General features: G+C 57.2%; 24 protein-coding genes and 1 other RNA gene. 11 read left to right on the plus strand and 14 right to left on the minus strand.

The window, feature by feature from the left end; translation table 11 throughout:
- The first annotated feature begins 59 nt into the window (after positions 1-59).
- The gene (locus ACP7CZ_RS20655; protein ID WP_294168122.1) at positions 60-407 is read left to right on the plus strand and encodes a helix-turn-helix domain-containing protein; all 348 of its coding nucleotides are present in this window, start codon (positions 60-62) and stop codon (positions 405-407) included.
- Between the two features lie 347 nt (positions 408-754).
- Here the strand turns inward: ACP7CZ_RS20655 and ACP7CZ_RS20660 are convergent, their stop codons facing one another.
- From ACP7CZ_RS20660 to ACP7CZ_RS20685, 6 genes are all read right to left on the minus strand, one after another.
- On the minus strand, positions 755-964 hold the full coding sequence (locus ACP7CZ_RS20660; protein WP_294168124.1) for a hypothetical protein: 210 nt from the start codon (positions 962-964) through the stop codon (positions 755-757).
- 13 nt (positions 965-977) lie between these two features.
- Entirely contained in the window at positions 978-1,475 is a 498-nt protein-coding gene (gene radC, locus ACP7CZ_RS20665) for a RadC family protein (RefSeq protein ID WP_275968368.1), read from the minus strand.
- On the minus strand, positions 1,447-2,397 hold the full coding sequence (locus tag ACP7CZ_RS20670) for a hydrolase or metal-binding protein (RefSeq protein ID WP_294168136.1): 951 nt from the start codon (positions 2,395-2,397) through the stop codon (positions 1,447-1,449). Before ACP7CZ_RS20670 ends, radC begins: the two co-directional genes overlap by 29 nt.
- Positions 2,398-2,487: 90 nt before the next feature.
- The gene (locus tag ACP7CZ_RS20675; protein ID WP_294168139.1) at positions 2,488-3,489 is read right to left on the minus strand and encodes a YqaJ viral recombinase family protein; all 1,002 of its coding nucleotides are present in this window, start codon (positions 3,487-3,489) and stop codon (positions 2,488-2,490) included.
- Between the two features lie 78 nt (positions 3,490-3,567).
- A complete protein-coding gene (locus tag ACP7CZ_RS20680; protein ID WP_294168141.1) occupies positions 3,568-4,536 on the minus strand; it encodes a DUF932 domain-containing protein in 969 nt (322 codons plus the stop codon).
- Positions 4,537-4,625: 89 nt separating this feature from the next.
- A complete protein-coding gene (locus ACP7CZ_RS20685; protein ID WP_294169315.1) occupies positions 4,626-4,898 on the minus strand; it encodes a hypothetical protein in 273 nt (90 codons plus the stop codon).
- 330 nt (positions 4,899-5,228) lie between these two features.
- Here ACP7CZ_RS20685 and ACP7CZ_RS20690 point away from each other — a divergent pair, with 330 nt between their 5' ends.
- The gene (locus ACP7CZ_RS20690; RefSeq protein WP_294168144.1) at positions 5,229-6,989 is read left to right on the plus strand and encodes a hypothetical protein; all 1,761 of its coding nucleotides are present in this window, start codon (positions 5,229-5,231) and stop codon (positions 6,987-6,989) included.
- A 55-nt stretch (positions 6,990-7,044) separates the two neighbouring features.
- Here ACP7CZ_RS20690 and ACP7CZ_RS20695 read toward each other — a convergent pair whose 3' ends face one another.
- The 5 genes from ACP7CZ_RS20695 to ACP7CZ_RS20715 form a co-directional block, all read right to left on the minus strand.
- On the minus strand, positions 7,045-8,301 hold the full coding sequence (locus ACP7CZ_RS20695; RefSeq protein WP_294168146.1) for an integrase domain-containing protein: 1,257 nt from the start codon (positions 8,299-8,301) through the stop codon (positions 7,045-7,047).
- Between the two features lie 183 nt (positions 8,302-8,484).
- Positions 8,485-8,881: a transfer-messenger RNA gene (ssrA, locus tag ACP7CZ_RS20700) on the minus strand.
- A gap of 94 nt (positions 8,882-8,975) precedes the next feature.
- Positions 8,976-9,254, minus strand: coding sequence for a hypothetical protein (locus tag ACP7CZ_RS20705; RefSeq protein ID WP_003194233.1), 279 nt, complete (start codon positions 9,252-9,254; stop codon positions 8,976-8,978).
- A 136-nt stretch (positions 9,255-9,390) separates the two neighbouring features.
- Positions 9,391-12,201: an FAD-binding and (Fe-S)-binding domain-containing protein gene (locus tag ACP7CZ_RS20710; protein WP_294168154.1), complete on the minus strand. Its 2,811-nt coding sequence runs from the start codon at positions 12,199-12,201 to the stop codon at positions 9,391-9,393.
- A 70-nt stretch (positions 12,202-12,271) separates the two neighbouring features.
- Complete coding sequence (locus tag ACP7CZ_RS20715) at positions 12,272-13,966, minus strand: lactate permease LctP family transporter (RefSeq protein WP_020301770.1); 1,695 nt, start codon at positions 13,964-13,966, stop codon at positions 12,272-12,274.
- A 251-nt stretch (positions 13,967-14,217) separates the two neighbouring features.
- Here ACP7CZ_RS20715 and ACP7CZ_RS20720 point away from each other — a divergent pair, with 251 nt between their 5' ends.
- On the plus strand, positions 14,218-14,985 hold the full coding sequence (locus tag ACP7CZ_RS20720) for an FCD domain-containing protein (protein ID WP_294168158.1): 768 nt from the start codon (positions 14,218-14,220) through the stop codon (positions 14,983-14,985).
- A 27-nt stretch (positions 14,986-15,012) separates the two neighbouring features.
- Here the strand turns inward: ACP7CZ_RS20720 and smpB are convergent, their stop codons facing one another.
- Positions 15,013-15,495: an SsrA-binding protein SmpB gene (gene smpB, locus ACP7CZ_RS20725; protein ID WP_003176160.1), complete on the minus strand. Its 483-nt coding sequence runs from the start codon at positions 15,493-15,495 to the stop codon at positions 15,013-15,015.
- Positions 15,496-15,662: 167 nt separating this feature from the next.
- Here smpB and ACP7CZ_RS20730 point away from each other — a divergent pair, with 167 nt between their 5' ends.
- Together ACP7CZ_RS20730 and ACP7CZ_RS20735 are read left to right on the plus strand one after the other, a co-directional pair.
- Positions 15,663-16,097, plus strand: a complete 435-nt coding sequence (locus ACP7CZ_RS20730; protein WP_003194226.1) for a type II toxin-antitoxin system RatA family toxin — start codon at positions 15,663-15,665, stop codon at positions 16,095-16,097.
- Positions 16,090-16,392: an RnfH family protein gene (locus ACP7CZ_RS20735; RefSeq protein WP_034126996.1), complete on the plus strand. Its 303-nt coding sequence runs from the start codon at positions 16,090-16,092 to the stop codon at positions 16,390-16,392. The genes ACP7CZ_RS20730 and ACP7CZ_RS20735 overlap by 8 nt, the downstream gene beginning before the upstream one ends.
- Positions 16,393-16,697: 305 nt before the next feature.
- On the opposite strand, the gene ACP7CZ_RS20740 is transcribed toward ACP7CZ_RS20735, so the two are convergent.
- The gene (locus ACP7CZ_RS20740; protein ID WP_054896116.1) at positions 16,698-17,225 is read right to left on the minus strand and encodes an outer membrane protein assembly factor BamE; all 528 of its coding nucleotides are present in this window, start codon (positions 17,223-17,225) and stop codon (positions 16,698-16,700) included.
- Positions 17,226-17,323: 98 nt separating this feature from the next.
- On the opposite strand from ACP7CZ_RS20740, the gene fur reads away from it, so the two are divergent.
- On the plus strand, positions 17,324-17,728 hold the full coding sequence (gene fur / locus ACP7CZ_RS20745) for a ferric iron uptake transcriptional regulator (protein WP_003194220.1): 405 nt from the start codon (positions 17,324-17,326) through the stop codon (positions 17,726-17,728).
- Between the two features lie 85 nt (positions 17,729-17,813).
- Here the strand turns inward: fur and recN are convergent, their stop codons facing one another.
- Entirely contained in the window at positions 17,814-19,487 is a 1,674-nt protein-coding gene (gene recN, locus ACP7CZ_RS20750; RefSeq protein ID WP_054896115.1) for a DNA repair protein RecN, read from the minus strand.
- 254 nt (positions 19,488-19,741) lie between these two features.
- Here recN and grpE point away from each other — a divergent pair, with 254 nt between their 5' ends.
- The 5 genes from grpE to carA all read left to right on the plus strand — a co-directional run bounded on the left by grpE (position 19,742) and on the right by carA (position 25,975).
- Positions 19,742-20,302, plus strand: a complete 561-nt coding sequence (gene grpE, locus ACP7CZ_RS20755) for a nucleotide exchange factor GrpE (RefSeq protein WP_034126999.1) — start codon at positions 19,742-19,744, stop codon at positions 20,300-20,302.
- Positions 20,303-20,404: 102 nt separating this feature from the next.
- A complete protein-coding gene (gene dnaK / locus ACP7CZ_RS20760; RefSeq protein ID WP_014719959.1) occupies positions 20,405-22,321 on the plus strand; it encodes a molecular chaperone DnaK in 1,917 nt (638 codons plus the stop codon).
- Between the two features lie 316 nt (positions 22,322-22,637).
- Positions 22,638-23,762, plus strand: a complete 1,125-nt coding sequence (dnaJ, locus tag ACP7CZ_RS20765; RefSeq protein ID WP_054896114.1) for a molecular chaperone DnaJ — start codon at positions 22,638-22,640, stop codon at positions 23,760-23,762.
- A 10-nt stretch (positions 23,763-23,772) separates the two neighbouring features.
- Positions 23,773-24,579 carry a 4-hydroxy-tetrahydrodipicolinate reductase gene (gene dapB / locus ACP7CZ_RS20770; protein WP_054896113.1) on the plus strand — a complete coding sequence of 269 codons (807 nt, stop codon included), beginning with the start codon at positions 23,773-23,775 and terminating at the stop codon, positions 24,577-24,579.
- 259 nt (positions 24,580-24,838) lie between these two features.
- Positions 24,839-25,975: a glutamine-hydrolyzing carbamoyl-phosphate synthase small subunit gene (gene carA, locus ACP7CZ_RS20775; RefSeq protein WP_003194208.1), complete on the plus strand. Its 1,137-nt coding sequence runs from the start codon at positions 24,839-24,841 to the stop codon at positions 25,973-25,975.
- Positions 25,976-26,046: the final 71 nt, after the last annotated feature.

Raw genomic sequence — 26,046 nt, forward strand, 5'->3', positions numbered from 1 at the left:
GTAAGTCCTTCATGTCAACAGGTTGATAGCCAACTATCCGGGTTGAATTGGAGGGTGGCATGTCAAGAACCAAATCGAAGCAGCTGGCGGAGCTTGTTGGCCAAGCCATTGCGCGTCAGCGCATTCGCTGTAAGTTGAGTCAGGAGCAGGTTGCGGAAAAGCTAGGGATTGGAAGCGAGGCCGTATCCCGTATTGAGCGTGGCGTCGTGATGCCTAACATCGAACGCTTAATTGAGCTGGCGACGGTCTTCGGTTGCGAGACTGCCGACTTGCTGACTGAGGGCAGCACGCGTCAGGAGGATCAGGCGCGTCGACTGCAGGGGCTGTTATCCGTACTGGACTCAGATGACCGTACGCTAGTGCTGGAGTTTGTGGAGAGGTTGGTGGCGCGCCTCAGCCGGGGTTAAACCGCTCCTTGATTTCGGCTGCCTCGTTGAATAACGCGCCACAGCGGAGGCATAGAGAGTCAAAGTCGGCGAAGTGGAACCGCACAACCTCATCGGCCTCTTTTCTGGCCGCTGGGTAAGCAGGCACAACGGCGGTTAGCCCGCTGAGAAGAGCGGATTGGCCGATCCTTTCATGCGGACGTTGAGCGCCCTCGATTGCGCCGTTGAGCTACCCGATCAGCACGGTCAACCCTTCGGCGGCCACGCGTCAGCACGGCGCTGGAGTCGCAGATCAGACACTGTCTGTTCATCGTTATGTTTCCTATTGAGTTGAGGCGCTAGTGCATGCCTGAGGCTCACAAGTAGGGTTATTTCGGTGCTGCCGTGGCGGCGTCTGCCGTTGCTGATTTGGGTGCCAATGCCTTCAAGAGACGGCAGAACATCCAACACGCCAGCAGTACGGCGATCAGCAGTGGCGGAAACCGCACCATCAGAAACACCAGCAGTAGGATGGCCAAGCAGCCTGCAAGAATGCCGGTGAACATGAGCACGGCCGCAAACATGCGTAGTAGCTTCATCGTCGTGTTCTCCTTATAGATAGCCCTGCTCCGCCAGCGATACGCAGCCCTCATGACCTACCACGATATGATCCAGCGTTCGCACCCCAACCAGGTTCAAGGCCTCCTGTAGTTTGTGGGTCAGGGTGAGGTCTGCTTGGCTAGGTTCTGGATCACCGGAAGGGTGGTTGTGTACCAATACAGTTGCTGCAGCGTTGTGCTCTAGGGCGGTCTTGACGACCTCGCGGGGATAAACGTTGGCACCGTCCAACGTCCCCCTGAAAAGTTCGTGAAAGACGATTACTCGGTGCCGGTTATCAAGTAGGAGCAAGGCGAATACCTCATGCTCGTAATCGCCCAGCAGCGCTTGCAGGTGGCTGAACACGTCCTTCGGCGAAGTTAATACCCGTCCTCGGCGCAGACGTAGGTTAGCCAATTGTCGGGCCATTAGCAGAATGTCGGTTTCACTGACTGGTGACTCGATTTGGTAGGTACCAGTAGATTCACTGGCCTTCAGCTTGTGTAGGCGCATGTGGGGTTCCTTGATGGTTATCTGTCGATGGGATGTGGCGCTTGGCTTGCGTGTCCAGCTTCTCGAATAGGCTGGCTTTCGTAGAGCGCGGGGAAATACTTGGGGTTGAGCATGGAATTTCTTCGGTGGGGTAAAACTCTTCAATCACTGCACCGGCGTCTTCTTCGTTGTCCTCAAAGGCACCATTGCCAAAGCCACGTTGCGCGGCTTCATCTAGGGCTGTCTGATCAAAGCCAGCCGCCTGTCGTTGCGCATCCAGCTCATTCGCAGATTGCAGTGCCTCGGCCATGTCCATACCGCTGCGCACTGTGAGATCGACGTAGAAGATCGGCGCTCCATGGCTTTGCCGCGTTGACTTGCCCCGTAGACGCAACTCCAGCTGCAGGCAGGCCAATCGATTACCGGAAATAGCTTTGAAGTACTGCAGGCGAGCCGCTAGGGTGCGGATGCTGTTGAAACCGGTGGTACGAAACACGAAGCTGCCTAGCGGATCATCATCCCCAATCAGCACATTCAGTCGGCCATAGGGCTTACATGCGCCGCCTTTAGCCAATGGACAAGCATCCGGTGAAGGACATGGCAACGACTGCATACCGTCCTGCGTAACCCGCTTGCAGTTCTCACCGTTGCCGATACACAACGGCCTGCCAGACTGTCGGTCGAACAGGGTGTAGTCGGCCCGGAAATTCAGTTCCGGTTCGTTGAACAATAGGCGTATAGGAATGCTGCGCAGTTTGTCTTCCTTACTCTGGCGCAGTTCGTCGTTGAGTGGATGTAGCAGCCAGCCATCTCTGCTTTGTATCTGGGATGTGATGGTGAACTGATCATCTTTCTCGGGCAGGCGTTTACCGTTTCTTTCAACGACTTTGCCGATGGAGATGCGTCCGAGGACGGGCGGAGTCAGTGCTAAGCCTTTCAACATGATGGTTCTCCTGGAGATGAAAAAAGGCCAGTCACGCAGCGCGAACTGCATGGACTGGCCAAGGGGAAGGAAGGGGGAAAGAGGTGGAAATCAGCCGACCAGGAAACGCCGTGCACCGGGTTTCAGCAGCGGGTACTTGGCCTGCAGGTAGGGCTTGTCCTGGAGCAGTTGCGCGACATCGAGACCGATGCTGTCCTTGGCCTTGCGCCAGGAGACGTAGCCGCTGGAGAACTCCGCCCGACTGGCATCGCCCATGGCCTGCTGAAGCATCTGCTTGAGCTCAGACTCGCGCTTTTCCTTGTCGGCAATCGACTGGCGCACGGCCTTGAGCTCTAAGTAGGCCGCAGCCAATCCTGCGTGGCCGCTGAAGTCGACGGTCTGATCGTTGTCCTCGGGGTACAAACAGCGCAAAGCCGCCTCGGCCGATGCACTGCCGTCGGCTGGCGGCGGGGTATCGGTTTCCACGTAGGTCCAAAACTTACGCTCCAGTTCGATCAGGCGGGCGATCATCTGCTCATCTCGCTCAATGCGATGGATCTCCAGGTGCTGACCTCCAAGCAGCAACGCTACATCTGCCGCCTGCTTGCCGGTGACTGCGAGTTGGTGCATCACTTGCAGTTCTACATACTCGGGTACACCTTCCGTCCAGAGACGTGCCCCATTTATGCCGGCGGTCTTACATTCGAGGATCTGCACGTCGTCCGCGCCGATCACCTCACGGTCAATGTTGGCTAGCATCCAGGACATATCCGGATTCGGATGCTGCAGTACGGCGTTGATACGTCGCACCTTATTCTTAGTACGCTTGCTGTAGTGCCAGGCCACGATTGGTTCCAGCACGTTGCCCCAGTACATCGGACTTTCTTCATCATGTGGGTCGGCTTTTGGCAGTGTGGTGTCTCGACCGGTTTTCTCCAGCCACAGCGACAACTGCGATTTGTAGGGATTTAGGCCCACCGCAGCGCCGGCATCCGAGCTGCCGATGCCTTGCTTGCGCACCGCCAGCCAATCTTCACGAGGCAGTTCCTTGGTGCTGATCAGGCGCAGCGCTGGACGAGCCTTGCTAGTGCTGCGCAACGAAGTAGCGTTCATAGCGTTCACCTTGCAGAAATAGAAACGCCCGATCAGCCTCGTTGCTGATCGGGCGTTTTGGGGGGAGGAAGTAACCGGTTAGGCGACAAGCTGCAGGGCGGTGTCCAGAGCACGTTGCTTGATCTGCGCCCCTTGGCCGAACCAGGCCGAGTCCATGCGGTACTCGTTGCTACGGGCGCGACGTTCATGGTCGACGTACTCGGTTACGGCGTTGAGCAGGCCCCAGGCGGTACCGCGAGCCGAGTCCAGCTGACTGCCCCGACCACGGCCTTCATACAGCTCTTGCACCTTTCGCAGGGCGCGTTCGTTGGGTAGTTGCTCCGGTAGTTGATTGCTCGGATTTACCTCACACAACACCGACATGAAATATCCAAGAGCCTCATGCCACTGAACCTTGCGTTCAGCGAGATGGCGCATGCGATACATGAACTCGTCCCAACCGGAGACGGCTATGCCGAGTTGCTTCTTCACTGCCATCGGATCGAAGCGGGTATTGTGCGGCACCTTGATCGCTCGGCTGGTGCCGTCCAGGGCGATGGTCAGGGTGTTGTTGCACACCACTCGCACGGTGGTTGGTGTTGCTGTGGTGGCCAGGGTGCCATCGCAGGATGTAGCCAGTAGCAAGTAGCCATTGACCTGATCGTTACCCTTGAGCGCTGCTCCTTGCCCGGTACGCGCCAGCGCCCAGAACTTGCGACCACCTTTGAGTACCCCCGCAGTCTCCAGCTCGTAGCCGGAGACCTCGGTGAGGTCACGATAAAACTCCAAAACTTCCCGAGGCTGCACGGTGTGGTAGCGCTGGGAAACCACCGACAGCGGTGCTTTGGTGTCTGAACGGTAGAGCACCTTCTGCTCGGGGAAGGAGTGGATGCTGCCGAGATGGCCGACAGTGCCGGCTTTGAAGTGAACGGGGCTTTCTTGGATCGCCCAGTCCATTCCGGCTTCGCGTTGCCAGATTTCGATGGGTTGTTTTTGAGTGAGTTGATTGCCCAGGCCATGCCAGGGGGCTGCGCCAGCATAGGCCATTGTTTCGACGAGATGAGCCATGGTTGTAATTCCTTTAGGTGCAAGCCGGCATAAAGCGCCACGCAGAGCGCAGTACCTTCCGGACTTAATAAATAGAAGGGGGGACTTGGTTAGGTCGGGAGGTTAAAGCGGCGGCCGCATAGCAAGCAGAGGTTGTGGGCCAAGACGTGGCGATCGAGCGACTCACCCAACTGGGCGCCGAGAGCACAGCCACCGACACCGCCGGCAAGCCCACCGAGGATGGCACCCGATACCGAACCAAGTGTGATACCTACAGGGCCGGCGATAGCGCCAATGAGCGCGCCCGCTTGGCCTCCAGCCAACGCAGCACTGACGCCACGTGCAGCACCACCCACGGTGCCGATGGCCGCGCCGACTTTCATGGCGTGATGGAATGAAGCGACTTTGGGGGAATGACAGCGAGGACACTGCAATGACATGGGGCGAACCTCCTTGATGGTGTAGTCAAGGTGGTTATGTGTGGTTGAAAGTTATTTGGATCGTATTAGCGCAGTGTGTGGCAGAAAACGAAACTACGCCGTAGCGGTCGGTTGGAGGCGGCCAGAGATGCCATTGCTTGAAGGTGTAAACCCTTAATAATTCTAGATTCGGGATCAGAGCAAGGCTTCGGTCGATGGATATGGCTACGGTAGTCTCTAGTGCCAATGATGGCGCTATGCTATTTTTTACAAAACCACGGATGGAGTCGAAACATGCCTGATCGGTTAGCTCTGACCCAAAACGCTCAGTTTTATCGTGAGGATGTGGCGCTCACAAACGAAGCCCTTTGTTCTATTTTGGATGCTGCGTCCGATAACAAAACTCTAGGCTCGGCGTTTTTAGTCGATAAAATGGATGAGATTCGCAAACTTGAAGACGGTACCGAGTTCCGGTTCAGCCTCAGAGTGTTCCCAACCGAAAGGCCTGTTCATTTTTGGGAAGATCCTCTCTCGGACCTGATCCATGCGCTCATCCTGGTCATTCAGGTCGATGGCCACGTCGCAGTATTGAAAAAATCCTGCGCAAGCGTCTCCGAGGTCATAGAAAAACATCTGACCCCCATCAAAAGTTCAGAGTTAACAGCTTCATTCAGCGATGACGAAGCTGAATTTCAAAAAATATCTATGCGGAATATGACCGTTTCCGAGCGCGCAATGCGCAGTAAAGCTTATGAAGCTGCAGATCTGAAAGGTTTGCTTTCCCTGCACGCTGCTGGAAGGTCAATTCCTTACTTCTTCAAGCTCAAACTCAATGGCCGAATTAAAACTATTTCGGCGCAAAGTGGCCGAGTAGTAGAATCTTCCGAAAGGAAATCTCTTGATGATATTGTTAGCTGGGCGCGTCAGCAAATCGAACAGATCAAAAACCCCTCTGGCGACAAGGATTTCTTAGAAGCTTTTGCGCAGCTAGTTGACCTAGATGTCGTGTGGAATAATACTCAGCCTACTGCTGTTCTAGTAGAGTCATCCTTTGTCGTTGATAATTTGTTAGAGAAAAATATTCCACTCTTTTATACGACGAGAAAGGGCAGGACCTTTGAACTGACAGGGAAACAATTACGTGCATTGATCTCTCAGCTGGAAACAGTCTATGAGATTATTCCAGGGTTGGACTTTAAGTTAAATGGTACAAGCAGGCCGGCCAGTCTCAAAAAAAATAAAAGTTCTATTTCTCTAGATGTGCCTGCATTGCGAAAAATAAAGCTTGAAGAAAATGGAAAAGAGCTGACGCTGCAGTCATTTATAAATAAAAATAATCTGACCACTATCAGCTTCTCCAATCCACAATACATGTATTTCATGGGACAGTGTTTCAAAGATGGTGCTGGCGTCAATGAAATTCCTAGTCTTCTAAAATCATTTATAGTAATTGATGATCTTGCAATGGCTACCTCTGAGAAAGGTGACTACAAACCTGCCAGGAAAAAGTTTGACTCAAACTCGGTTTTTGGGCTTATTGAAAAGCATTGTGGCAAAAATGACTATATTTTTTGTGACGATCTAGGTGATGAATGGGCTGATCATATTGTTTTCAATAAAAAGGAGTGCTCTGTAAGTTTTATACACTCGAAGCATGGAGATATGAGTAAGTCCGCTAGCAATTTACATGACGTTGTAGGACAAGCCATAAAAAATATCGGAAATATGGATATTGATTTGCGTGCTTTCGGAAAAAAGTACGACAACAAGTTTTTGCTGAATTACCGTGACGGCACAATGCCGCGGGTTAGAAGAAAGCTACATGGTGATTTCAAGAAGTACCTTGCCGAGCTTCGGCAGGACTATCGCTTCAATAAACGGTGTATTATTTGTTGCTCTTTTTTGTCAAGGGCTCAGATTGAGTCAGAGTTCACTAAATTACAAAAAGGGATGCGAGTTCCTGGGAATATCACTCAGATGTTCTGGATCCTTTCATCTTTCGTACATGCGACAAAGGAAGCTGGTGTTTCACCAATTATCTATTGTCGGCCATGATGGCAATCTTCCTTTTCAGGGAAGAGCCAGCTTTGGATTGAGAGCGCTCGTTGGATCAGCGTATCGAAACTACTTTCCTGTCTCGGCTTTCTGTCATGGCTGACACAGAGAGGTTGCCGGTGGCAGCCCCCTGGATGTGTTCACTCCACCAGTCCATCATGGGGCGTCTGCGTTCGATGTAGTCCGCCCGGTTGTAGGCGCTGCGAACCTCGTCTTTATCGACGTGGGCAAGTGCCACCTCGATCAATTCAGGATCCCAGCCGTGTTCGTTGAGGATGGTGCTGGCCATTGAGCGCATGCCATGGCTTACCAACCGACCTTCGAAGCCCATGCGTTTTAGCGCCATGTTGGCGGTCTGGCTGTTGCAGTGGGTGCGAGGATTGCGGTCAGCTGGAAACACGTACTCCCTGTGTCCGCTGTAGGGCTTAATGGCCTCGAGGAGCGCCAGTGCTTGATCTGTGAGCGGCACGATATGTACGCGGCGTTTCTTCATGCGTTCAGCAGGAATCGTCCAGATCTTCTTCTCGAAGTCGATGTCCTCCCAGCGAGTGGTGGCTGCCTCCGCTGGGCGGGTCATGGTGTTGAGCTGCCATTCGATCAGACAGCGCGTAGTTCTTTTTATGCTGGCATTGGCGATTGCCACCATGAGCTCTTTCAGCTCATCTGGAGCAAGTGCCGCCATGTTTTTCTTTTTCGGCTTCTTGAAGACGGAGCGAATCCCGCTGAGTGGGTTTGCGTGTATCAACCCTGAGTTGACCCCGTAAGTCATGATCTCGTTGAGTCGCTGTGACAGCCGTTTAACGGTTTCAAGGCTACCTTTGGTTTCGAGTGGTCGAAGAAGGTTGATGACTTGTGGTGCGCTGATGGCAGAAATCTGTGTGGTGGCCAAGTCTGGAAAAACGTGCAGTGTCAACGAACGCCAGATGTCCTCGGCATAAGCTGGTGTCACCGCATCCTTCTTCAGTTCATACCAGGACGTGGCGACATTCTGGAATGTATGCTCAGTTTCAGCTTGCTTTGCTTGCAGCACTGCATCTCGTTGTTCTTTGGGGTCGAGGCCTTGGGCAAGTATTTCCCTCGCTGCAATGGAGCCCTTTCGTGCCTGCGCTAACGAAACTTCAGGAAAAGTACCTAGGCCCATGTTGATCCGCTTCTTCGTCACGGGGTGTCGATAGTTGAAGTTCCATAGCTTGGAGCCATTACTTCTCACTCGCATTTGAAGTCCGCCGCCGTCAAACAGGACGTAGTCTTTTTCAGAGGGCTTGGCAGATTTGATTTTGAGCTCAGAGAGGCGAGTAGCTTGTGCGCACATTGGCATTCCAGGATGGGGTTGGCATTCCAAAAATTAGCACTGTTTGGCTTGGAATGCCATTTGGAATGCCATAAAGCGTGGCTGCTCTTGGACGTCCGTGGACGCTGATGGCGCTGAAAGCCTTGTATTTACTGGCTTTCAGACACAAAAAAAGACGTCCGTGGACGTCTTTAGATGATGAAGTGGTGGAGCCGGGGGGATTTGAACCCCCGTCCGCCAGTACTCCGCTGTCGGTACTACATGCGTAGCCGTTTCTATTAAGTTAACCCTCAGCGACCCGAAGGGCAGGGTGCTTTGGGCGAGTTGTGTAAGTTTTAGCCGCTTCGTCCACAACGTACTGCACGGCGATTCTGTTCTATATGACAATCACTTTGGGTTTACAGACATCCCCTGGTGATTGCTGGACCCGAAGGTACCAGAAGCTCAGGGCTAAGGCTGCTTACGCAGCGAGAGCGAATTCCTGGCCGTAGTTTTCGTCATTGGCAACTATAAGAAGTTGCAACAGTGGATTTACGAGTTCTGTTACCAACTCGGCATGCACCTAAAGTTTCGCGACCGGCGTCGAATCCTAAACGGCCCCGTGCTTGTAACTCGTTGTTTCTTAGTGAGTGACAAGCCTGTGCAGTGTACGCCAAAACGTCAGCGAAGGCCAACCCGAAGGTTGGCCCTCTCGCTTACTGGCCGCCTTTCTCGCTGTTCTGCAGGTCTTGCAGGGCCTTGGAGGTGATTTCGATGCACTTCTTCTCGTCACCTGCGGCGTGGGCGGCCTTGGCCTGGGAGACGGCGGTGTCTATTTCGCCACTTTTACCGCTGGTGTCGGTGGCGAGCAGGGCTTTGCCGTTGTTGATTTTGTCCAGGTTGATCTGGCACAGGTCTTTGTCACTGGCGGCGAAAGCGGGGGAGGCGAGCATCGCAGCGGTCATGAACAAGCCAGCAAGAGCGGAACGCTTCATAGGGTGTCTCCTTGCGCAAAAGGGCTCGACGCTGCTGGCGTGCAACCGCTGCCAGCGACATCACGGATGGGCCTCGTTTGTCGAGGCCTATGCAGATGACTGCGCCGGTGCGCCAGGGTTCGGTTTTTTTGCCGGGTCAGTGGGCGCGGGCGCGGGTGACGCGGTCTACCAGGTAGACCAGGCCGTGGTAGTCGATGCCGCCATGCTGGCTCAGGCCGATCTCGCAGGTGCGGCTGGTGGAGATGCCTTCGCTGCAATGTTGCACGGCGTCCTTGAGTGAGCGCAGGGAGTGGGCGTTGAGTTCCGGGGTGGTGAAGCCTTTGTCGCCGGCAAAGCCGCAGCAATGAATGCCTTCGGGGATCACCACGGTTTTTGCGCAGCGTCGCGCCAGTTCGATCAGTGCCTGGCTTTCGCCCAGGTGCTGGGTGCTGCAGGTGACGTGCACGGCGATGGGCGCTTCCTGGGGTGTGAAGTCGAGGCGGTCCATCAGGTGGGTGCGGATAAAGCGGACGGGGTCGTAGAGGTCCAGGCGCGTTTCTCCCAATTCTTGCACTAGGCGCAGGGTGCAGGGGCTGGTGTCGCAGTAGATGGGGTCGAGGCCGCCGCGGCTGGCGTGGAGCAGGGCGCCGATCAGTTCCTGGCGTTTGTGTTCGGCCTGCTCGGCGTAGCCTTTGGACGCGAAGGGTTGGCCGCAGCAGAGGCTGTCCTGGTTGTCGGGGAAGACTACCTGGTAGCCGGCTTTTTCCAGCAACTGGCGGGTTTTGTCGTACAGCGACATCTGCTCTTTATCGCCGGCTGCCGGGCCCATGGCGCGGGAGACACAGGTGGCCAGATAGACCACGCGCGGGCGCGCGTCCGTCACTGCCGGGCTGAAGCGGATGGCTTTTTCGGGCTGCGGCATGGCGTTGGTCCACTGCGGAATTTGCCCTTTGGACAGCTTGGTCAGTGTGCTCGAGAGCTTGGCCAGCCGTGGGGCGCCCAGCAGCATGCGTGCGCCATTGGCGACGTGCAGGGTAAAGCGCGCACCTTGCAGTGCGGTGGCGAAATGGCTGGCGAGCCAGTCGGCGGTTTTCGTACGGTCGGCTTCGCGGCTGCGCAGCTTTTTCACCAGGTCGCCGGTATTGATGCCTACAGGGCAACGTTGCGCGCATAAGCCGGTGGCGGCGCAGGTGTCGATGCCTTGGTAGTGGTAGGCCGCTTCCAGTACGGTGGTGTCCACGCCTGCGCGTTTTTTCGCCTGGATGTCGCGCCAGATCACGATGCGCTGGCGCGGGCTCAGGGTCAGGCCTTTTGAGGGGCACACCGGCTCGCAGAACCCGCACTCGATGCACTTATCCACAAGCTCATCGGCGGCGGGCAACGGCTTGAGGTGTTTGAGGTGGATCTGCGGGTCTTCGCTGAGTACCACGTCCGGGTTGAGGATGCCGTTGGGGTCGAGCAGGCGCTTGAGTTGCCACATCAATTGATAGGCGTCGCTGCCCCATTCCAGTTCGACGAAAGGGGCCATATTGCGGCCGGTGCCGTGTTCAGCCTTCAGCGAGCCACCGAACTCCACGGCAACCAGTTGCGCGACGTCGTCCATGAACGCTTGATAGCGTGCGACTTCTTCGCTGCTGTTGAAGCCTTGAGTGAACACAAAGTGCAGATTGCCTTCCAGGGCGTGTCCGAAAAGGATGGCTTCGTCGTAGTGATGTTTGTCGAACAGTGCGATCAAGCGATTCACGCCAATCGCCAGTTGTTCTACCGGGAAGGTCACGTCTTCGATGATCACGGTGGTGCCGGTTTTGCGCACGGCACCTACGGCGGGGAAGGTGTCTTTGCGGATGGCCCACAGGCGTGCGTTTTCCAGTGGGTCTTCGGTGAAGTCGACTTGTTGCTCCACGGGAAACGCCGCCAGGGAGGCCATGATGCGCGTCAGTTGTTCGTGCAGCAGCGATGGCGAAGCGGCGCGGGATTCGATCAATAGTGCGCAGGCGTTTTCCGATAGGTGCTGTACGAAAGCAGGCATGCCTGGTTTGTCCTGCACCGAGCGCATGCTGCGTCGGTCCAGCAGTTCAACGGCGGAGACTGGCTGGGTTTTCAGCACGGTGACTGCGTTGCAGCAGGTTTCGACGTCCGGGAAGACGATCAGCGCCGAGGCTTTGTTGGGGTGATCGATCACGGTGTCGTAGGTGACCGCACTGATAAATCCCAGGGTGCCCTCGGAGCCGACCAGCAGGTGGCTGAGGATATCCAGCGGGTCATCGAAATCCACCAAGGCATTGAGTGACAGGCCGGTGGTATTTTTCAGGCGGTATTTGTGGCGGATCTTTGCCGCCAGCTCATTATTTGCCCGTGTTTCGCGACCCAACAGGGCCAGGCGTTCAAGCAGTGCGCTATGTGACTGGCGGAAGGCTTGCACGCTGGCGGCATCTTCGGTGTCCAGGCGGCTGCCATCGGCCAGCACCAGACGGATGCCCGCCAGGGTGTGGTAGGTGTTTTGCGCCGTGCCGCAGCACATGCCACTGGCGTTGTTGGCGACGATACCGCCGATCTTGCAAGCATTGATGGACGCAGGGTCCGGGCCGATCTTGCGCCCGAACGGTGCGAGCCAGGCGTTGGCCTGGGCGCCGATCACACCCGGTTGCAGGCGGATCTGGGTGCCTTGCCCGCGAATTTCGCGGTGATTCCAGTTATCACCCAGCACGATCAGCACCGAGTCGCTGATGGCTTGGCCCGAGAGGCTGGTGCCTGCGGCACGGAAGGTCACCGGTACGCGGTCGCGCTGGGCCAGTTGCAGCAGAGTTACCACTTCGTCTTCTGACTCCACGCGAATCACCAACTGTGGGATCAGTCGGTAGAAGCTGGCGTCGGTGCCGAAGGCGAGGGTGGAAAGTGGATCGTCGAAGCGGCGATCTTGCGGGATCAGTTGTGCGACGTCGCTCAAAAAAGCAGCAGGCAGGCTCATCGGTCCTCCAGAAATAGCAGACGCCGGAAGGATGCCCCGGCGTCGATTCTTACCCTATTACGTGCAGGCCTCAGTGCACCAGCATACCGGTGAACCAGTACGCCTGCGCCAAGGTGATCAGCCCGACGATGGTGGCAAAAAACAGGCTGTGCTTAAGGGTAAAGCGGAACAGGTCGGATTCCTTGCCCACCAGGCCGGTGGCGGCGCAGGCCACGGCGATCGATTGCGGCGAGATCATTTTGCCGGTCACGCCACCGCTGGTGTTCGCGGCTACCAGTAGGGTGTCGTTGACGCCGATCTGGTGCGCGGTAGTGGCTTGCAATGAGCTGAACAGGGCGTTGGATGAGGTATCGGAGCCTGTCAGGAAAACCCCCAGCCAGCCAAGGAATGGCGAGAAGAACGGGAAGGCAGCACCCGTGCCGGCCAGAACCAAGGCCATGGTCGAGGACATGCCGGAGTAGTTGGTGACGAAGGCGAACGCCAGCACCATGCCGATGGACAGGATCGGCCAGCGCAGCTCAAAGAAGGTCTCTTTTAAAGTGGTAAGACCAGTTTTGACGTCGATTTTCAAGACCAGCATGGAGACCAGTGCCGAGAAGAAGATCGCAGTGCCGGTGGCCGAAATCGGATCCAGCTTGAAGACGGCCGGGATGGCGGTTGGGTTGGTCACGATGGGCGCGACTTTAACCACCAGTTGATCCAGGTGCGGGATCGCAAAATTGAACACCCAGCCGTACATCGAACCGCCCGCGGCGAACAGGGCCTTGAAGGGTTTGAGGGTCCAGATGGTCACCAGTACGGTGAGGATCAGGAACGGTGACCACGCCTTGAAAATTTGCCCCAGGCTGTAGGGCGAAACCACGGTGTTGCGCGGCAAGCCGAAGCCGCCGGCGCTGGAGGTGACCGCCACGCTGGATGTAGCGCCGGCAATTTGTGCGCCTGCGGTGCGCTTGGGTTGCCAGACCTTCAGGAACAGCGTCAGGGCAATCAGGCTGGCGAGTGCCGAGGTGATGTCCGGCAATTCCGGGCCAATGAAGTTCGAGGTGAAATATTGGGTGACGGCAAAACTCAAGCCGGCCACCAGGGCTGCAGGCCAGGTTTCGCGAACGCCGCGCAGGCCGTCCATCATGAACACCAGCCAGAACGGCACGAACAGCGACAGCAGCGGCAGTTGGCGGCCGGTCATGGCGCCAATCTTGAACGCGTCAATACCGGTGACCTGGCCGGCGACGATGATCGGAATGCCCAATGCGCCGAAGGCCACAGGCGCGGTATTGGCGATCAGGCACAGGCCGGCGGCGTACAGCGGGTTGAAACCCAGGCCTACCAGCAGCGCGGCGGTGATTGCCACGGGCGCGCCGAAACCGGCCGCACCTTCCAGGAAGGCGCCAAAGCAAAAGCCGATCAACAACACCTGCAAGCGCTGGTCGTCGGTGATCGACAAAACGGAGCTGCGGATGATTTCGAACTGGCCGCTCTTGACCGTCAATTTGTACAGGAATACAGCCGCGACGATGATCCAGGCGATGGGCCACAGGCCGTAGGCAAAACCATAACCGGCCGCAGCCAGTGCCATGTCTACGGGCATCTGGAAGGCGAAAATGGCGACCAGGATCGACAGGGCCAGGGTGATGCTGCCGGCTACATGGCCTTTGAGGCGGAACACGGCCAGCGCCAGGAAGAAGAATACGATAGGAATGACGGCGGCCAGTGCGGACAGGCCGAGGCTGCCGAGTGGGCTGTAAAGCTGTTGCCAGGTTTGCATATGGGGTGGCCCCTGATTGTTGTTGTTTGGTGAGCTTGGGTAATTGGTAATACCAATTTACAATCGCTGTGGGCTAGAGTAAGAGCCAGGGCAGGGGTGTGTCAATTTGCCGCCTGCGAAACTTTGGTCGTAGGTCGGTAGGCGGGGTGTTCTGATCGGCGAAATTGAAGGCGTTCTGATAGGTGCTGCCGGCACGTCGATAGGCCAGAATAGGGGCCCCGGCGAGTGGTCGGGATGGCGGAGAGTGAGTTATGGGGTTTGATCAGGTGCGTCAGCGCCGTTTGTCTGACGATATTGTCGAGCAGCTTGAGGGGATGATTCTCGAGGGCACGCTGAAGTCGGGCGAACGCTTGCCGGCCGAGCGCGCGTTAGCCGAGCGCTTTGGTGTGTCGCGCCCGTCGTTGCGTGAGGCGATTCAGAAACTGGCGGCCAAGGGGTTGCTGGTCAGCCGCCAGGGAGGTGGCAACTATGTGGTGGACTCCCTGGGTTCGACCTTCAGCGATCCGCTGTTGCACTTGTTGGAAAGCAATCCCGAAGCGCAGCGCGATCTGCTGGAGTTTCGCCAGACCCTTGAGGCTTCGTGTGCTTATTACGCGGCGTTACGCGCCACGGAGGTTGACCGTGAACGGCTGACCGCAGCGTTTGAGGCGTTGCAGGATTGCTATGCGCGCGCCGACGAAGTGAGCCGAGTGGAGGAGGGTGCTGCGGATGCAAGGTTTCACTTGGCGATTGCCGAAGCCAGTCATAACGCCGTGTTGCTGCACACCATTCGCGGGCTGTTCGACCTGCTCAAGCGTAACGTGGTGACGAATATTGGTGGCATGTACCAGCAGCGTACCGAGACCCGCGACATGCTGATCAATCAGCATCGGGACTTGTACCTGGCCATCATCGAGGGGCGGGCGGAGCAAGCGCGCGAAGTCTCGACACGGCATTTGCTGTATGTGCAGGAGGTGTTGGAGGAGGTGCGTCAGGAGGCTCAACGCGTGGCTCGGGCGGAGCGACGCAAAGGGATGTAGCCCGCGTGGGCTACACCGTCACAAGGATTACTCTTCCTTGCCTTTGTTGCGCACGGCGCGATGCAGTTCGCGATTGGAATCGCGCTCGCGTTCGGTGTCGCGCTTGTCGTATTCCTTCTTGCCCTTGCCCAATGCGATCTCGCATTTGACCAGGTGCTTGCTCCAGTACCAGGACAAGCAGATGCACGCGTAGCCTTTTTGCTGCACGGCTGCGGCGAGCTTTTCGAGTTCGCGGGCATTGAGCAACAACTTGCGCGTACGCACCGGGTCGGCAATCACGTGGGTGCTCGCGGTGGTCAACGGGGTGATATGACTGCCAAGCAGCCATGCCTCGCCATCCTTGAGCAGCACATAACTGTCGACCAGCTGCAGTTTGCTGGCACGCAGACTTTTTACTTCCCAGCCGGCCAGGACCAGACCAGCCTCGAACCGATGTTCGATGAAGTAATCGTGTCGCGCTTTTTTATTTTGCGCGATGGTCCCTGTGGGGTGTTTCTTTTGTTTAGCCATAGGGGCGGCATTATAGGGAGTTGCGAGCGTGTCGGCTACGGTCAACCTGTGTGCTTGAGCGAGTTGGACGAATCCCGGACAATGCGGGCAGTTCTTTGGTTTTTTTCTCTCGCGGATTGGGCTGTTCTTTCGCGATGTTTGCCTTAAGCAGTGGAAGTAACGCTCACATGACGACGCATATTCAACGTTCGGCCCTGTTGCCCTACCCGGCGCAGGCGCTCTATGACCTGGTCAACGACGTGGCGCGTTACCCAGAGTTTCTGCCTTGGTGCTCGACAGCCGAGGTTCTGGAGAGCAGTGACGAGCACATGGTTGCCAGTGTGGGGGTGGCCAAGGGCGGCCTCAGCCAGCATTTTGTGACCCGCAATGTGCTGGTGCCGGGCCAATCCATCGAAATGAACCTGCAGGAAGGGCCGTTCACCCAGCTACATGGCGTGTGGGTGTTCAAGGCGCTGACGGACAAGGCCTGCAAGATCAGCCTGGATCTTTCGTTTGATTATGCCGGGCCGATTGTTCGTGCGACGTTGGGGCCTTTGTTCAATCAGGCAGCCAATACCCTGGTGGACGCGTTCTGTCAGCGCGCCAAGCAACTGCATGGTTGAGATTGAGGTGGTGTTCGCCGCCGAGGATCGCCAGGTGTTGCTGGGGGTAAAGGTGGCTGAAGGCACTAGTTTGCGCGAGGCGGTGCGAGCGTCGGGAATGGCGGCCCATTTTCCTGATGTTGATCTGGCTGATTGCCCGGTGGGTATATTTGGCAAGGTTGTCGCGGATGCCGGGACGCGTTTCGTACAAGCGGGCGACCGTATTGAGATCTACCGGCCTTTGCTGGCCGACCCTAAAGAGGTGCGCAGGTTGCGTGCGGCCAAGGCGGCATTGGCCAGGCAAGCGAACTCTTGAGCTTGCCAAATGGCAGCCTAGCTATCTGGAGCGCCGCGATCCAACTGTGGGAGCTGGCTTGCCTGCGATGACGCCCTGATAGCCAGCGCATATCTACCTGATGCCCGCGATCCAAATGTGGAAGGGGGCGGTTCCGATAGCGGATATGTACTCGATCTGATCCAGGATCCTGGTCGACTGTCAGATTGCTTTCGCAGGCAAGCCAGCTCCCACAGGTTCAGCGTCGCACCAAGGTTATGTAGATGCCTATGTAGATGGCAGGCAACAAAAAGCCCGGCATGCCGGGCTTTTTATCGAGCGCAAAATTATTGCGGGCTGGTGTCCAGAGGCTGAGGCGTCGGGACGGGCACGGTTTCCACGTTGTCGATGTCTTTCTGGATGGTGTCCAGCAACGAACCTGGCTTGGCCGGTACCTCGGATTTCGGTTTTTCGGCTTCTTGCGCAGGTGCGGTCACGTTGGCGCCGCTGTCCTTGCCCAGCAAGGCTTCATCGCGGCTTACGCCGGGCATGAAGTCACCGGACAGGCTCACGAGCTGGTCATTGCCATTGAAGATGACACTGACGCGCTCCTGCTGGCGTTCACCGCCACCCGGCTGCAGGCTGTAGAGATAATCCCAGCGATCGGCATGGAAAGTGTCGGTCAGCAGGGGATTACCCATGATAAACCGTACTTGCCGTCGGGTCATTCCCGGGCGTAACTGGTCTATCATGTCCTGCGTGACGACATTGCCCTGCTGGATGTCGATTTTGTAAACCCCGGGGAATGAACAACCGGCGAGTGCGAGCAGTCCCACAAAGGTGAAACTGGTTAGCAAGAGCTTGGTGTTTTGCATCGGTGGGCGACTTCCACTATCTTGGCTGGGACAACGTAAACGCCGATCATACCCGTATTAAGAGAAGCTGCGAAGCAGCATCCGCGAGAAAGCTAACCATGGTTGAAAATAGCGAACTACGCAAAGCCGGTCTCAAAGTGACTCTGCCACGAGTCAAGATTCTACAAATGCTCGATTCTGCTGAGCAGCGCCACATGAGTGCCGAAGATGTTTACAAGGCGCTGATGGAGTCTAACGAGGACGTCGGCCTGGCCACGGTCTACCGTGTACTGACCCAGTTTGAAGCCGCAGGGCTGGTGGTTCGTCATAATTTCGACGGCGGTCATGCGGTGTTTGAATTGGCTGACGGTGGTCACCATGACCACATGGTTGACCTGGATACCAATGAGGTTATCGAGTTCACCAGCCCTGAAATCGAAGCGCTGCAGCACAAGATTGCTGAGGAGCACGGGTTCGATTTGGTCGATCACAATCTCGTGTTGTACATCCGTAAGAAAAAGTAAAAATCGACGCAGTTTTGCTTTGCGAAACGATTGAAGGCGACCCTCGGGTCGCCTTCGTGCTTTCTATAGAGTGGAAAATGTCGCTTCAAGCCTTCGCGGCCACCACCATTTTTTTCGCGTGAGCCAAGGACTCCTTGGTCAAGTCGATACCGCCGAGCATCCGCGCCACTTCTTCCACCCGTTCCGACTTGTTCAGCTTGGAGACGGCGGTGTGTGTCGCGTCGCTACCGCGCACCTTATGCACAAACAGGTGCTGATGCCCTTGGGCTGCCACTTGCGGCAAGTGGGTCACCGTAAGCACCTGGCCACGATCTCCCAGGCGACGCAGCAATTGGCCAACAATTTCTGCGGTTGGCCCGCCAATGCCCACATCCACTTCATCGAATACCAATGTGGGTACCCGTGAGGTCTGGGCGGTAATCACTTGGATCGCCAGGCTGATGCGCGAGAGTTCGCCGCCGGAGGCCACTTTGGCCAGGGCCTTGAGCGGTTGCCCGGGGTTGGCACTCACCAGCAGTTCGACGTGCTCCAGCCCATGGGGCTGCAATTCTTGAGTGGCGTTGGGATGCAACTCGATGGTGAAGCGCCCGCCTGGCATGCCCAGGCGTTGGATTTCCAGCTCAACGGCGCTTGCCAGGCTAGTCGCTGCCTGCTGGCGCAGAGCGCTCAGCTCCCGGGCCTTTTCCTGATAATGACGGGCAAACGAAGCGAGCTCCTCGCCCAGTCGTTCGATGGATTCGTCGTTCGCGTTGAGTGTTTCGATTTCATCCAGCAGTTTCTGCTGCATGGTTGCGACTTCGGTCGGCTGGATTCGATGCTTGCGAGCCAGGGTATAAATAGTGTCCAGGCGCTCTTCTATTTCCTGCAGGCGAGCTGGGTCAGCGTCGAAGTGGTCCAGGAAGCGATTGAGTTCGCCCACGGCCTCTTCAACCTGGATCTGCGCGCTGGTCAGCAGGGTGGTCGCTTCGCTCAGTGAGCCGGAAGCATTGTTCACGCTGGACAGGCGGTTGAGGCTGGCGGTCAGTGCGTTGAGCACATTGCCGGAGTCGCTCTCGCTGCATTGCTCGACCACTTGGCGGCAGATGCCCAGCAAGGTTTCGGCGTTGGTCAGGTTCTTGTGTTCCTGCTCAAGTTGCTCCAGCTCTGTCTCACCCAGGCCAAGGCTTTCGAGCTCTTCCAATTGGTAGCTGAGCAACTGGTGGCGGGCGCGTTGTTCGTCGCCGGAGTTGGAGAGGCGTTCCAGTTCCTGGCGTGTCTGGCGCCAGCGTTGGGCGGCCAGTTGAACTTGCCGGGAAAGATCGGTGGCGCCGGCGTACTCATCGAGCAGGCGACGGTGGGTATCGGTTTTCAGCAGGGATTGGTGTTCGTGCTGGCTGTGGATATCGATCAGCAATTCGCCCAGGGCTTTCAGGTCGCCCAGTGGGCAAGGCGTGCCGTTGATATAGCCGCGGGAGCGCCCCTCGGCGGTGATCACCCGGCGCAGAATGCAGGGGCCTTCATTATTAAGGTCGCGCTCGGCCAGCCATGCTTCGGCTTCGGGTATGTCCGCCAGGTCGAAGGTGGCCAGGATGTCAGCCTTGTCGGAGCCAGGGCGTACCACGCCACTGTCGGCGCGGTCGCCAAGCGTCAGGCCGAGGGCGTCGAGCATGATCGACTTGCCGGCGCCGGTTTCGCCTGTGATTACGCTCATCCCGCGATCCAGTTCAAGATCCAGATGTTCAACGATGGCGTAGTTATGTACAGACAGGTGCACGAGCATGACGGCCGCTCCCAGGCTTTAGGTCTGGTTATTTATACAGTGTTTTGTTCAGGCCTGACAATCCTGACGCTTAGCTCGATTTGCTTGAGTCTCGAATTTTTTTAGCGCGATGTGGAATGAGCGAGAAGGAAATGATCCAGGTCAATCGAAAGACTTTTGGTAACGCCTGCGCCCTTGAACCTGAAAATTGTGGCCCCATATACCGGAGCAGAAGCGCGAGTTGAGTTCGCGCATGATTTTGAAAGGAGAAATCTATGGCTGACGAACAGACGCAGGATACGCAAACTCCAGACGCCAATTCGGCTGCCGGTGATGAACTGGCGACTCGTGTGCAAGTGCTCGAAGAGCAATTGGCCGCTGCGCAGGATCAATCGTTGCGTGTTGCCGCCGATCTGCAGAACGTCCGCCGCCGTGCCGAGCAGGATGTAGAGAAGGCTCACAAGTTCGCGCTGGAAAAATTCGCCGGTGACCTGCTGCCGATCATCGACAGTCTGGAGCGTGGTCTTGAGTTGTCCAACCCGGACGATGAAAACATCCGCCCAATGCGCGAAGGCATCGAGCTGACCCTGAAAATGTTCCAGGACACCCTGAAACGTTATCAGTTGGAAGCTATCGATCCGCAAGCCGGCGAGCCGTTCAATGCAGAACATCACCAAGCCATGGCCATGCAGGAAAGCCATGACCTGGAACCCAATAGCGTCATCAAGGTGTTCCAAAAGGGTTACCAGCTCAACGGTCGCCTGATGCGTCCGGCAATGGTGGTGGTGAGCAAGGCTCCTTCACCCGTTGCACCTTCTATTGATGAGCAGGCTTGAAATCCGCCGCAAGGCCCCCATTTATAAGTCAAGCGTTTAAGTGCTACCGCAGTTAGCCAAAACTGCTGCGGCAACCAAATTCAAGTTTCGGGAGAGTAAATCATGGGCAAAATTATCGGTATCGACCTGGGGACCACCAACTCCTGCGTCTCCGTGCTGGAAAACGGCGTTGCAAAAGTTATTGAAAACGCCGAAGGCGCACGTACCACTCCGTCGATCATCGCTTACGCCAACGACGGTGAAATCCTCGTCGGTCAATCGGCCAAGCGTCAGGCGGTGACCAACCCGCACAACACCCTGTACGCGGTAAAGCGTCTGATCGGTCGTAAGTTCGACGAAGAAGTCGTACAGAAAGACATCAAGATGGTGCCTTACAAAATCGCCAAGGCCGACAACGGTGACGCCTGGGTTGAAGTGAACGGCCAGAAAATGTCGCCGCCGCAAATCTCGGCTGAAATCTTGAAAAAGATGAAGAAGACCGCCGAAGACTACCTCGGTGAAGCAGTGACTGAAGCGGTGATCACCGTTCCTGCCTACTTCAACGACAGCCAGCGTCAGGCCACCAAAGACGCCGGCCGCATCGCGGGCCTGGATGTAAAACGTATCATCAACGAACCAACCGCAGCCGCGCTGGCTTACGGTATGGACAAGGCCAAGGGCGACCACACCGTGATCGTTTACGACCTGGGTGGCGGTACGTTCGACGTCTCCGTGATCGAGATCGCAGAAGTTGACGGCGAGCACCAGTTCGAAGTGTTGGCCACCAACGGTGACACCTTCCTGGGTGGTGAAGACTTTGACATTCGTCTGATCGACTACCTCGTTGACGAATTCAAGAAAGAAAGCGGCATGAACCTCAAGGGTGACCCGCTGGCCATGCAGCGCCTGAAAGAAGCCGCTGAAAAAGCCAAGATCGAGCTGTCTTCCGCTCAGTCGACTGACGTGAACCTGCCGTACATCACTGCAGACGCTACCGGTCCTAAGCACTTGAACGTGAAGATCTCGCGTTCCAAGCTCGAAGCACTGGTTGAAGACCTGGTTCAGCGCACCATCGAGCCTTGCCGCATCGCGCTGAAAGACTCCGGTATCGACGTTGGCTCGATCAACGACGTGATCCTGGTGGGCGGTCAGACCCGTATGCCACTGGTTCAGAAGCTGGTCACCGAGTTCTTCGGCAAAGAAGCCCGTAAAGACGTGAACCCGGACGAAGCCGTTGCCATGGGTGCTGCCATCCAGGGTGCCGTACTGGCCGGTGACGTGAAAGATGTGCTGCTGCTGGACGTAAGCCCGCTGACCCTGGGTATCGAAACCATGGGTGGCGTGATGACTGCGCTGATCGAGAAAAACACCACGATTCCTACCAAGAAATCCCAGGTGTTCTCGACTGCCGATGACAACCAGGGCGCCGTGACTATCCACGTGCTGCAGGGCGAGCGTAAGCAAGCCGCACAGAACAAGTCCCTGGGCAAGTTCGACCTGGCTGAGATTCCACCAGCACCACGTGGCGTGCCACAAATCGAAGTGACCTTCGACATCGACGCCAACGGCATCCTGCACGTCGGCGCGAAAGACAAGGCCACCGGCAAAGAGCAGAAGATCACCATCAAGGCCAACTCCGGCCTGTCTGATGAAGAAATTCAACAGATGATCCGTGATGCTGAAACCAATGCTGAAGCCGACAAGAAGTTCGAAGAGTTGGCAGGCGCCCGTAACCAGGGTGACGCGCTGGTTCACTCGACGCGCAAAATGATCGCTGATGCTGGCGACAAAGTGACCGACGAAGAGAAAACTGCAATCGAAGCAGCAGTGGTTGCCCTGGAAGCCGCTATTAAAGGCGACGACAAGGCTGCCATCGAAGCCAAGGTTGAGGAACTGTCGAAAGTCTCCGCGCCAGTTGCTCAGAAAATGTACGCCGAGCAAGGCCAGCCGGCTGACGGCGCTGCGCAACAAGCAGAGCCTGAAGCCAAGCACGACGATGTTGTCGATGCCGAGTTCGAAGAAGTTAAAGACAACAAGTAAGTTGTCGCCCGGTTGACCGCGCACAAGCGGTGACTGGTAGGATGTCGCCGCGCGGGAGCTTGCTCCCGCGTTGGCGTGTCTGGGGTATGCGAATTTTTACAGCATGCGACAACGCTCGGATGCTGGCGGTGTGAACGGGAATGCTCCTGCTTTCCGAATGACAGTCACCGCGTTTTTGGCCGGCTCCCTGGCTAAAAGCAGTAATGACCAGGATCGTTGAATTGACGTGAGTTGGGTCCGGGCCTGTATTGGGGCTCAACGAGTTTGGCAGGGTTCAGGAGGGCCAGGTCGAACGTCCTTAAGAGTGCAAAGACTTATGGCAAAGCGTGACTATTACGAAGTATTGGGTGTGGAGCGTGGCGCCAGCGAGGCGGACCTGAAGAAGGCCTACCGTCGCCTGGCGATGAAACACCACCCGGACCGTAATCCGGATAACAAAGAATCCGAAGAGATGTTCAAAGAGGCCAACGAGGCCTACGAATGCCTGTGTGATCCCAATAAGCGTGCGGCTTACGACCAGTATGGCCATGCTGGCGTCGACCCGAGCATGGGTGGCGGCGGTGCCGGTTTTGGTGGCCAGAACTTCTCCGATATTTTCGGCGACGTATTCAGCGACTTCTTCGGCGGCGGCCGGGGCGGCCAGCGTGGTGGCCCTCAGCGCGGCAGTGACTTGCGTTACACCCTGGAGCTGAACCTGGAAGAAGCCGTGCGCGGCACCAGTGTCAATATCCGTGTGCCGACGCTGGTCAACTGCAAGCCGTGCGACGGCTCGGGTGCGAAGAAAGGCTCCTCGCCGATCACTTGCCCGACCTGCGGCGGTATCGGGCAGGTGCGCATGCAGCAGGGCTTCTTCTCGGTGCAGCAAACCTGCCCGCGTTGCCATGGCCAGGGCAAGATCATTTCCGATCCGTGCGATTCCTGCCACGGCGAAGGCCGCGTCGAAGAGTACAAGACGCTGTCGGTGAAAGTACCGGCGGGTGTGGATACCGGTGATCGTATTCGCCTGTCGGGCGAAGGCGAGGCGGGCGCCCAGGGTGGCCCCACGGGCGACCTGTACGTGGTGATCAATGTGCGCGAGCACTCGATCTTCCAGCGTGACGGCAAGCACTTGTTCTGCGAAGTGCCGATCAGCTTTGTTGATGCGGCCCTGGGTGGCGAGCTGGAGATTCCGACGCTGGATGGTCGGGTCAAGCTCAAGATTCCCGAGGGGACTCAGACCGGCAAGCAGTTCCGCATTCGTGGCAAGGGCGTTGCGCCCGTGCGCGGTGGCGGTGCTGGCGACCTGATGTGCCGTGTGGCGGTGGAAACTCCGGTGAACCTGAATCGTCGTCAGCGTGAACTGCTGGAAGAGTTCCGCAGCTCGCTGGAAGGCGATGACTCGCACTCGCCGAAGACTACGGGCTTCTTCGACGGTGTAAAACGCTTCTTCGGCGACCTGTAAGGATCTGAATATGCGACGTATAGCCGTAATGGGCGCTGCCGGGCGCATGGGCAAGACGCTGGTCGAGGCGGTGCAGCAACGCTCGCCGGCCTCCGGGCTGACGGCGGCGATTGTTCGCCCAGGCAGTACGTTGATCGGCGCAGACGCAGGTGAGTTGGCCTCGTTGGGTCGCATCGGTGTTTCGTTGTCTGGCAACCTTGAGCAGGTGGCGGACGAATTCGACGTGCTGATCGACTTCACCTTGCCGGAAGTGATGCTGAAAAATCTGGCCTTCTGCCGTAGGGCGGGCAAGGCCATGGTGATTGGTACCACCGGTTTGAGTGCCGAGCAGAAACAGTTGCTAGTGGAGGCGGGCAAGGATATTCCGATCGTCTTCGCCGCCAACTTCAGTGTGGGCGTGAACCTGTCGCTGAAGTTGTTGGACCTGGCGGCGCGCGTGCTAGGTGACGAGGCTGATATCGAGATTATCGAGACTCATCACCGTCACAAGATCGACGCTCCGTCGGGCACTGCGTTGCGCATGGGTGAAGCTATTGCCGATGCGCTGGGCCGCGACTTGTCGAAAGTGGCGGTATACGGGCGTGAAGGCCACACCGGTGAGCGCGCACGCGACACCATCGGTTTTGCAACCGTGCGCGGTGGTGATGTGGTTGGCGATCACACCGTGCTGTTCGCCACCGAAGGCGAGCGCCTGGAGATCACGCACAAAGCCTCCAGCCGCATGACTTTCGCCAAGGGCGCGGTGCGTGCTGCGCTTTGGTTGGACGGCCGCGAGCCGGGCCTGTACGACATGCGTGACGTGCTGGACCTGCACTAAGCAGTAGCTAAAACGGGGGCTCAGGATTATCCTGTGGCCCCGTTTTTACCCGCTAGGCGACGTCCTGTCGCATTCCCCTGCCTTTAAGGCTCATTAGCGGTGGACCAAAAAAGCCTTTTTCTGTAAGCTACAGCTTTAGTGTGTCCACTAAAAGCGCGCAGAATAATTCAGTGAAGAAGCGGGGTGACGTGTCCATACGTCACTCCGCTTTTTTACAACCTGCGATCGCCCTTTCAGGCTTTATTTACGGGAGGTCTTCTTGACTAAGCCAGCCATACTCGCCCTTGCTGATGGCAGCATTTTTCGCGGCGAAGCCATTGGAGCCGACGGTCAGACCGTTGGAGAGGTGGTGTTTAACACTGCCATGACCGGCTATCAGGAAATCCTTACCGATCCTTCCTACGCCCAACAGATCGTTACCCTGACCTATCCGCACATCGGCAACACCGGCACTACGCCGGAAGATGTCGAGTCTGATCGTGTCTGGTCGGCGGGCCTGGTGATTCGTGACCTGCCACTGGTTGCGAGCAACTGGCGTAACACGATGTCGCTGTCCGATTACCTGAAAGCCAACAACGTTGTGGCGATCGCCGGTATCGATACGCGCCGCCTCACGCGCATCCTGCGTGAAAAAGGCTCGCAGAACGGCTGCATCATGGTCGGTGACAATATCTCCGAAGAGGCGGCGATTGCCGCGGCGCAAGGTTTCCCTGGCCTGAAGGGCATGGACCTGGCGAAAGTCGTCAGCGTCAAAGAGAAGTACGAGTGGCGTTCCACTGTGTGGGATCTGAAGACCGACAGCCACGCGACTATCGAGGCTGCCGATCTGCCTTACCACGTGGTCGCCTATGACTACGGCGTCAAGTACAACATCCTGCGCATGCTGGTCGAGCGCGGTTGCCGTGTGACCGTGGTGCCCGCGCAAACCCCTGCCAGCGATGTGCTCGCGATGCAGCCGGACGGTGTGTTCCTGTCCAACGGCCCGGGTGACCCTGAGCCATGCGACTACGCTATCCAGGCCATCAAGGACGTGCTGGAGACCGAGATTCCGGTGTTCGGCATCTGCCTTGGCCACCAGTTGCTGGCTTTGGCCTCCGGCGCCAAGACCCTGAAAATGGGCCACGGCCACCACGGCGCCAACCACCCGGTACAAGACCTGGACACTGGCGTTGTGATGATCACCAGCCAGAACCACGGTTTTGCGGTGGATGAAGCCTCCCTGCCGAGCAATGTGCGCGCCATTCACAAGTCGCTGTTCGACGGTTCCCTGCAAGGCATCGAGCGCACCGACAAGAGCGCGTTCAGCTTCCAGGGCCACCCTGAAGCCAGCCCGGGCCCGAACGACGTAGCGCCGCTGTTCGACCGTTTCATCAATGAGATGGCCAAGCGACGCTGACTGAGTGGCCTGCGGGCGGCCCCGGATTGCGGTGGCCCCCGCAGGCTCTTCAAAGATTGTTCAAGACGGCT

The sequence above is a fragment of the Pseudomonas sp. DWP2-2 genome (genome assembly GCF_049897065.1).
Classification (GTDB): Bacteria; Pseudomonadota; Gammaproteobacteria; order Pseudomonadales; family Pseudomonadaceae; genus Aquipseudomonas; species Aquipseudomonas paracarnis.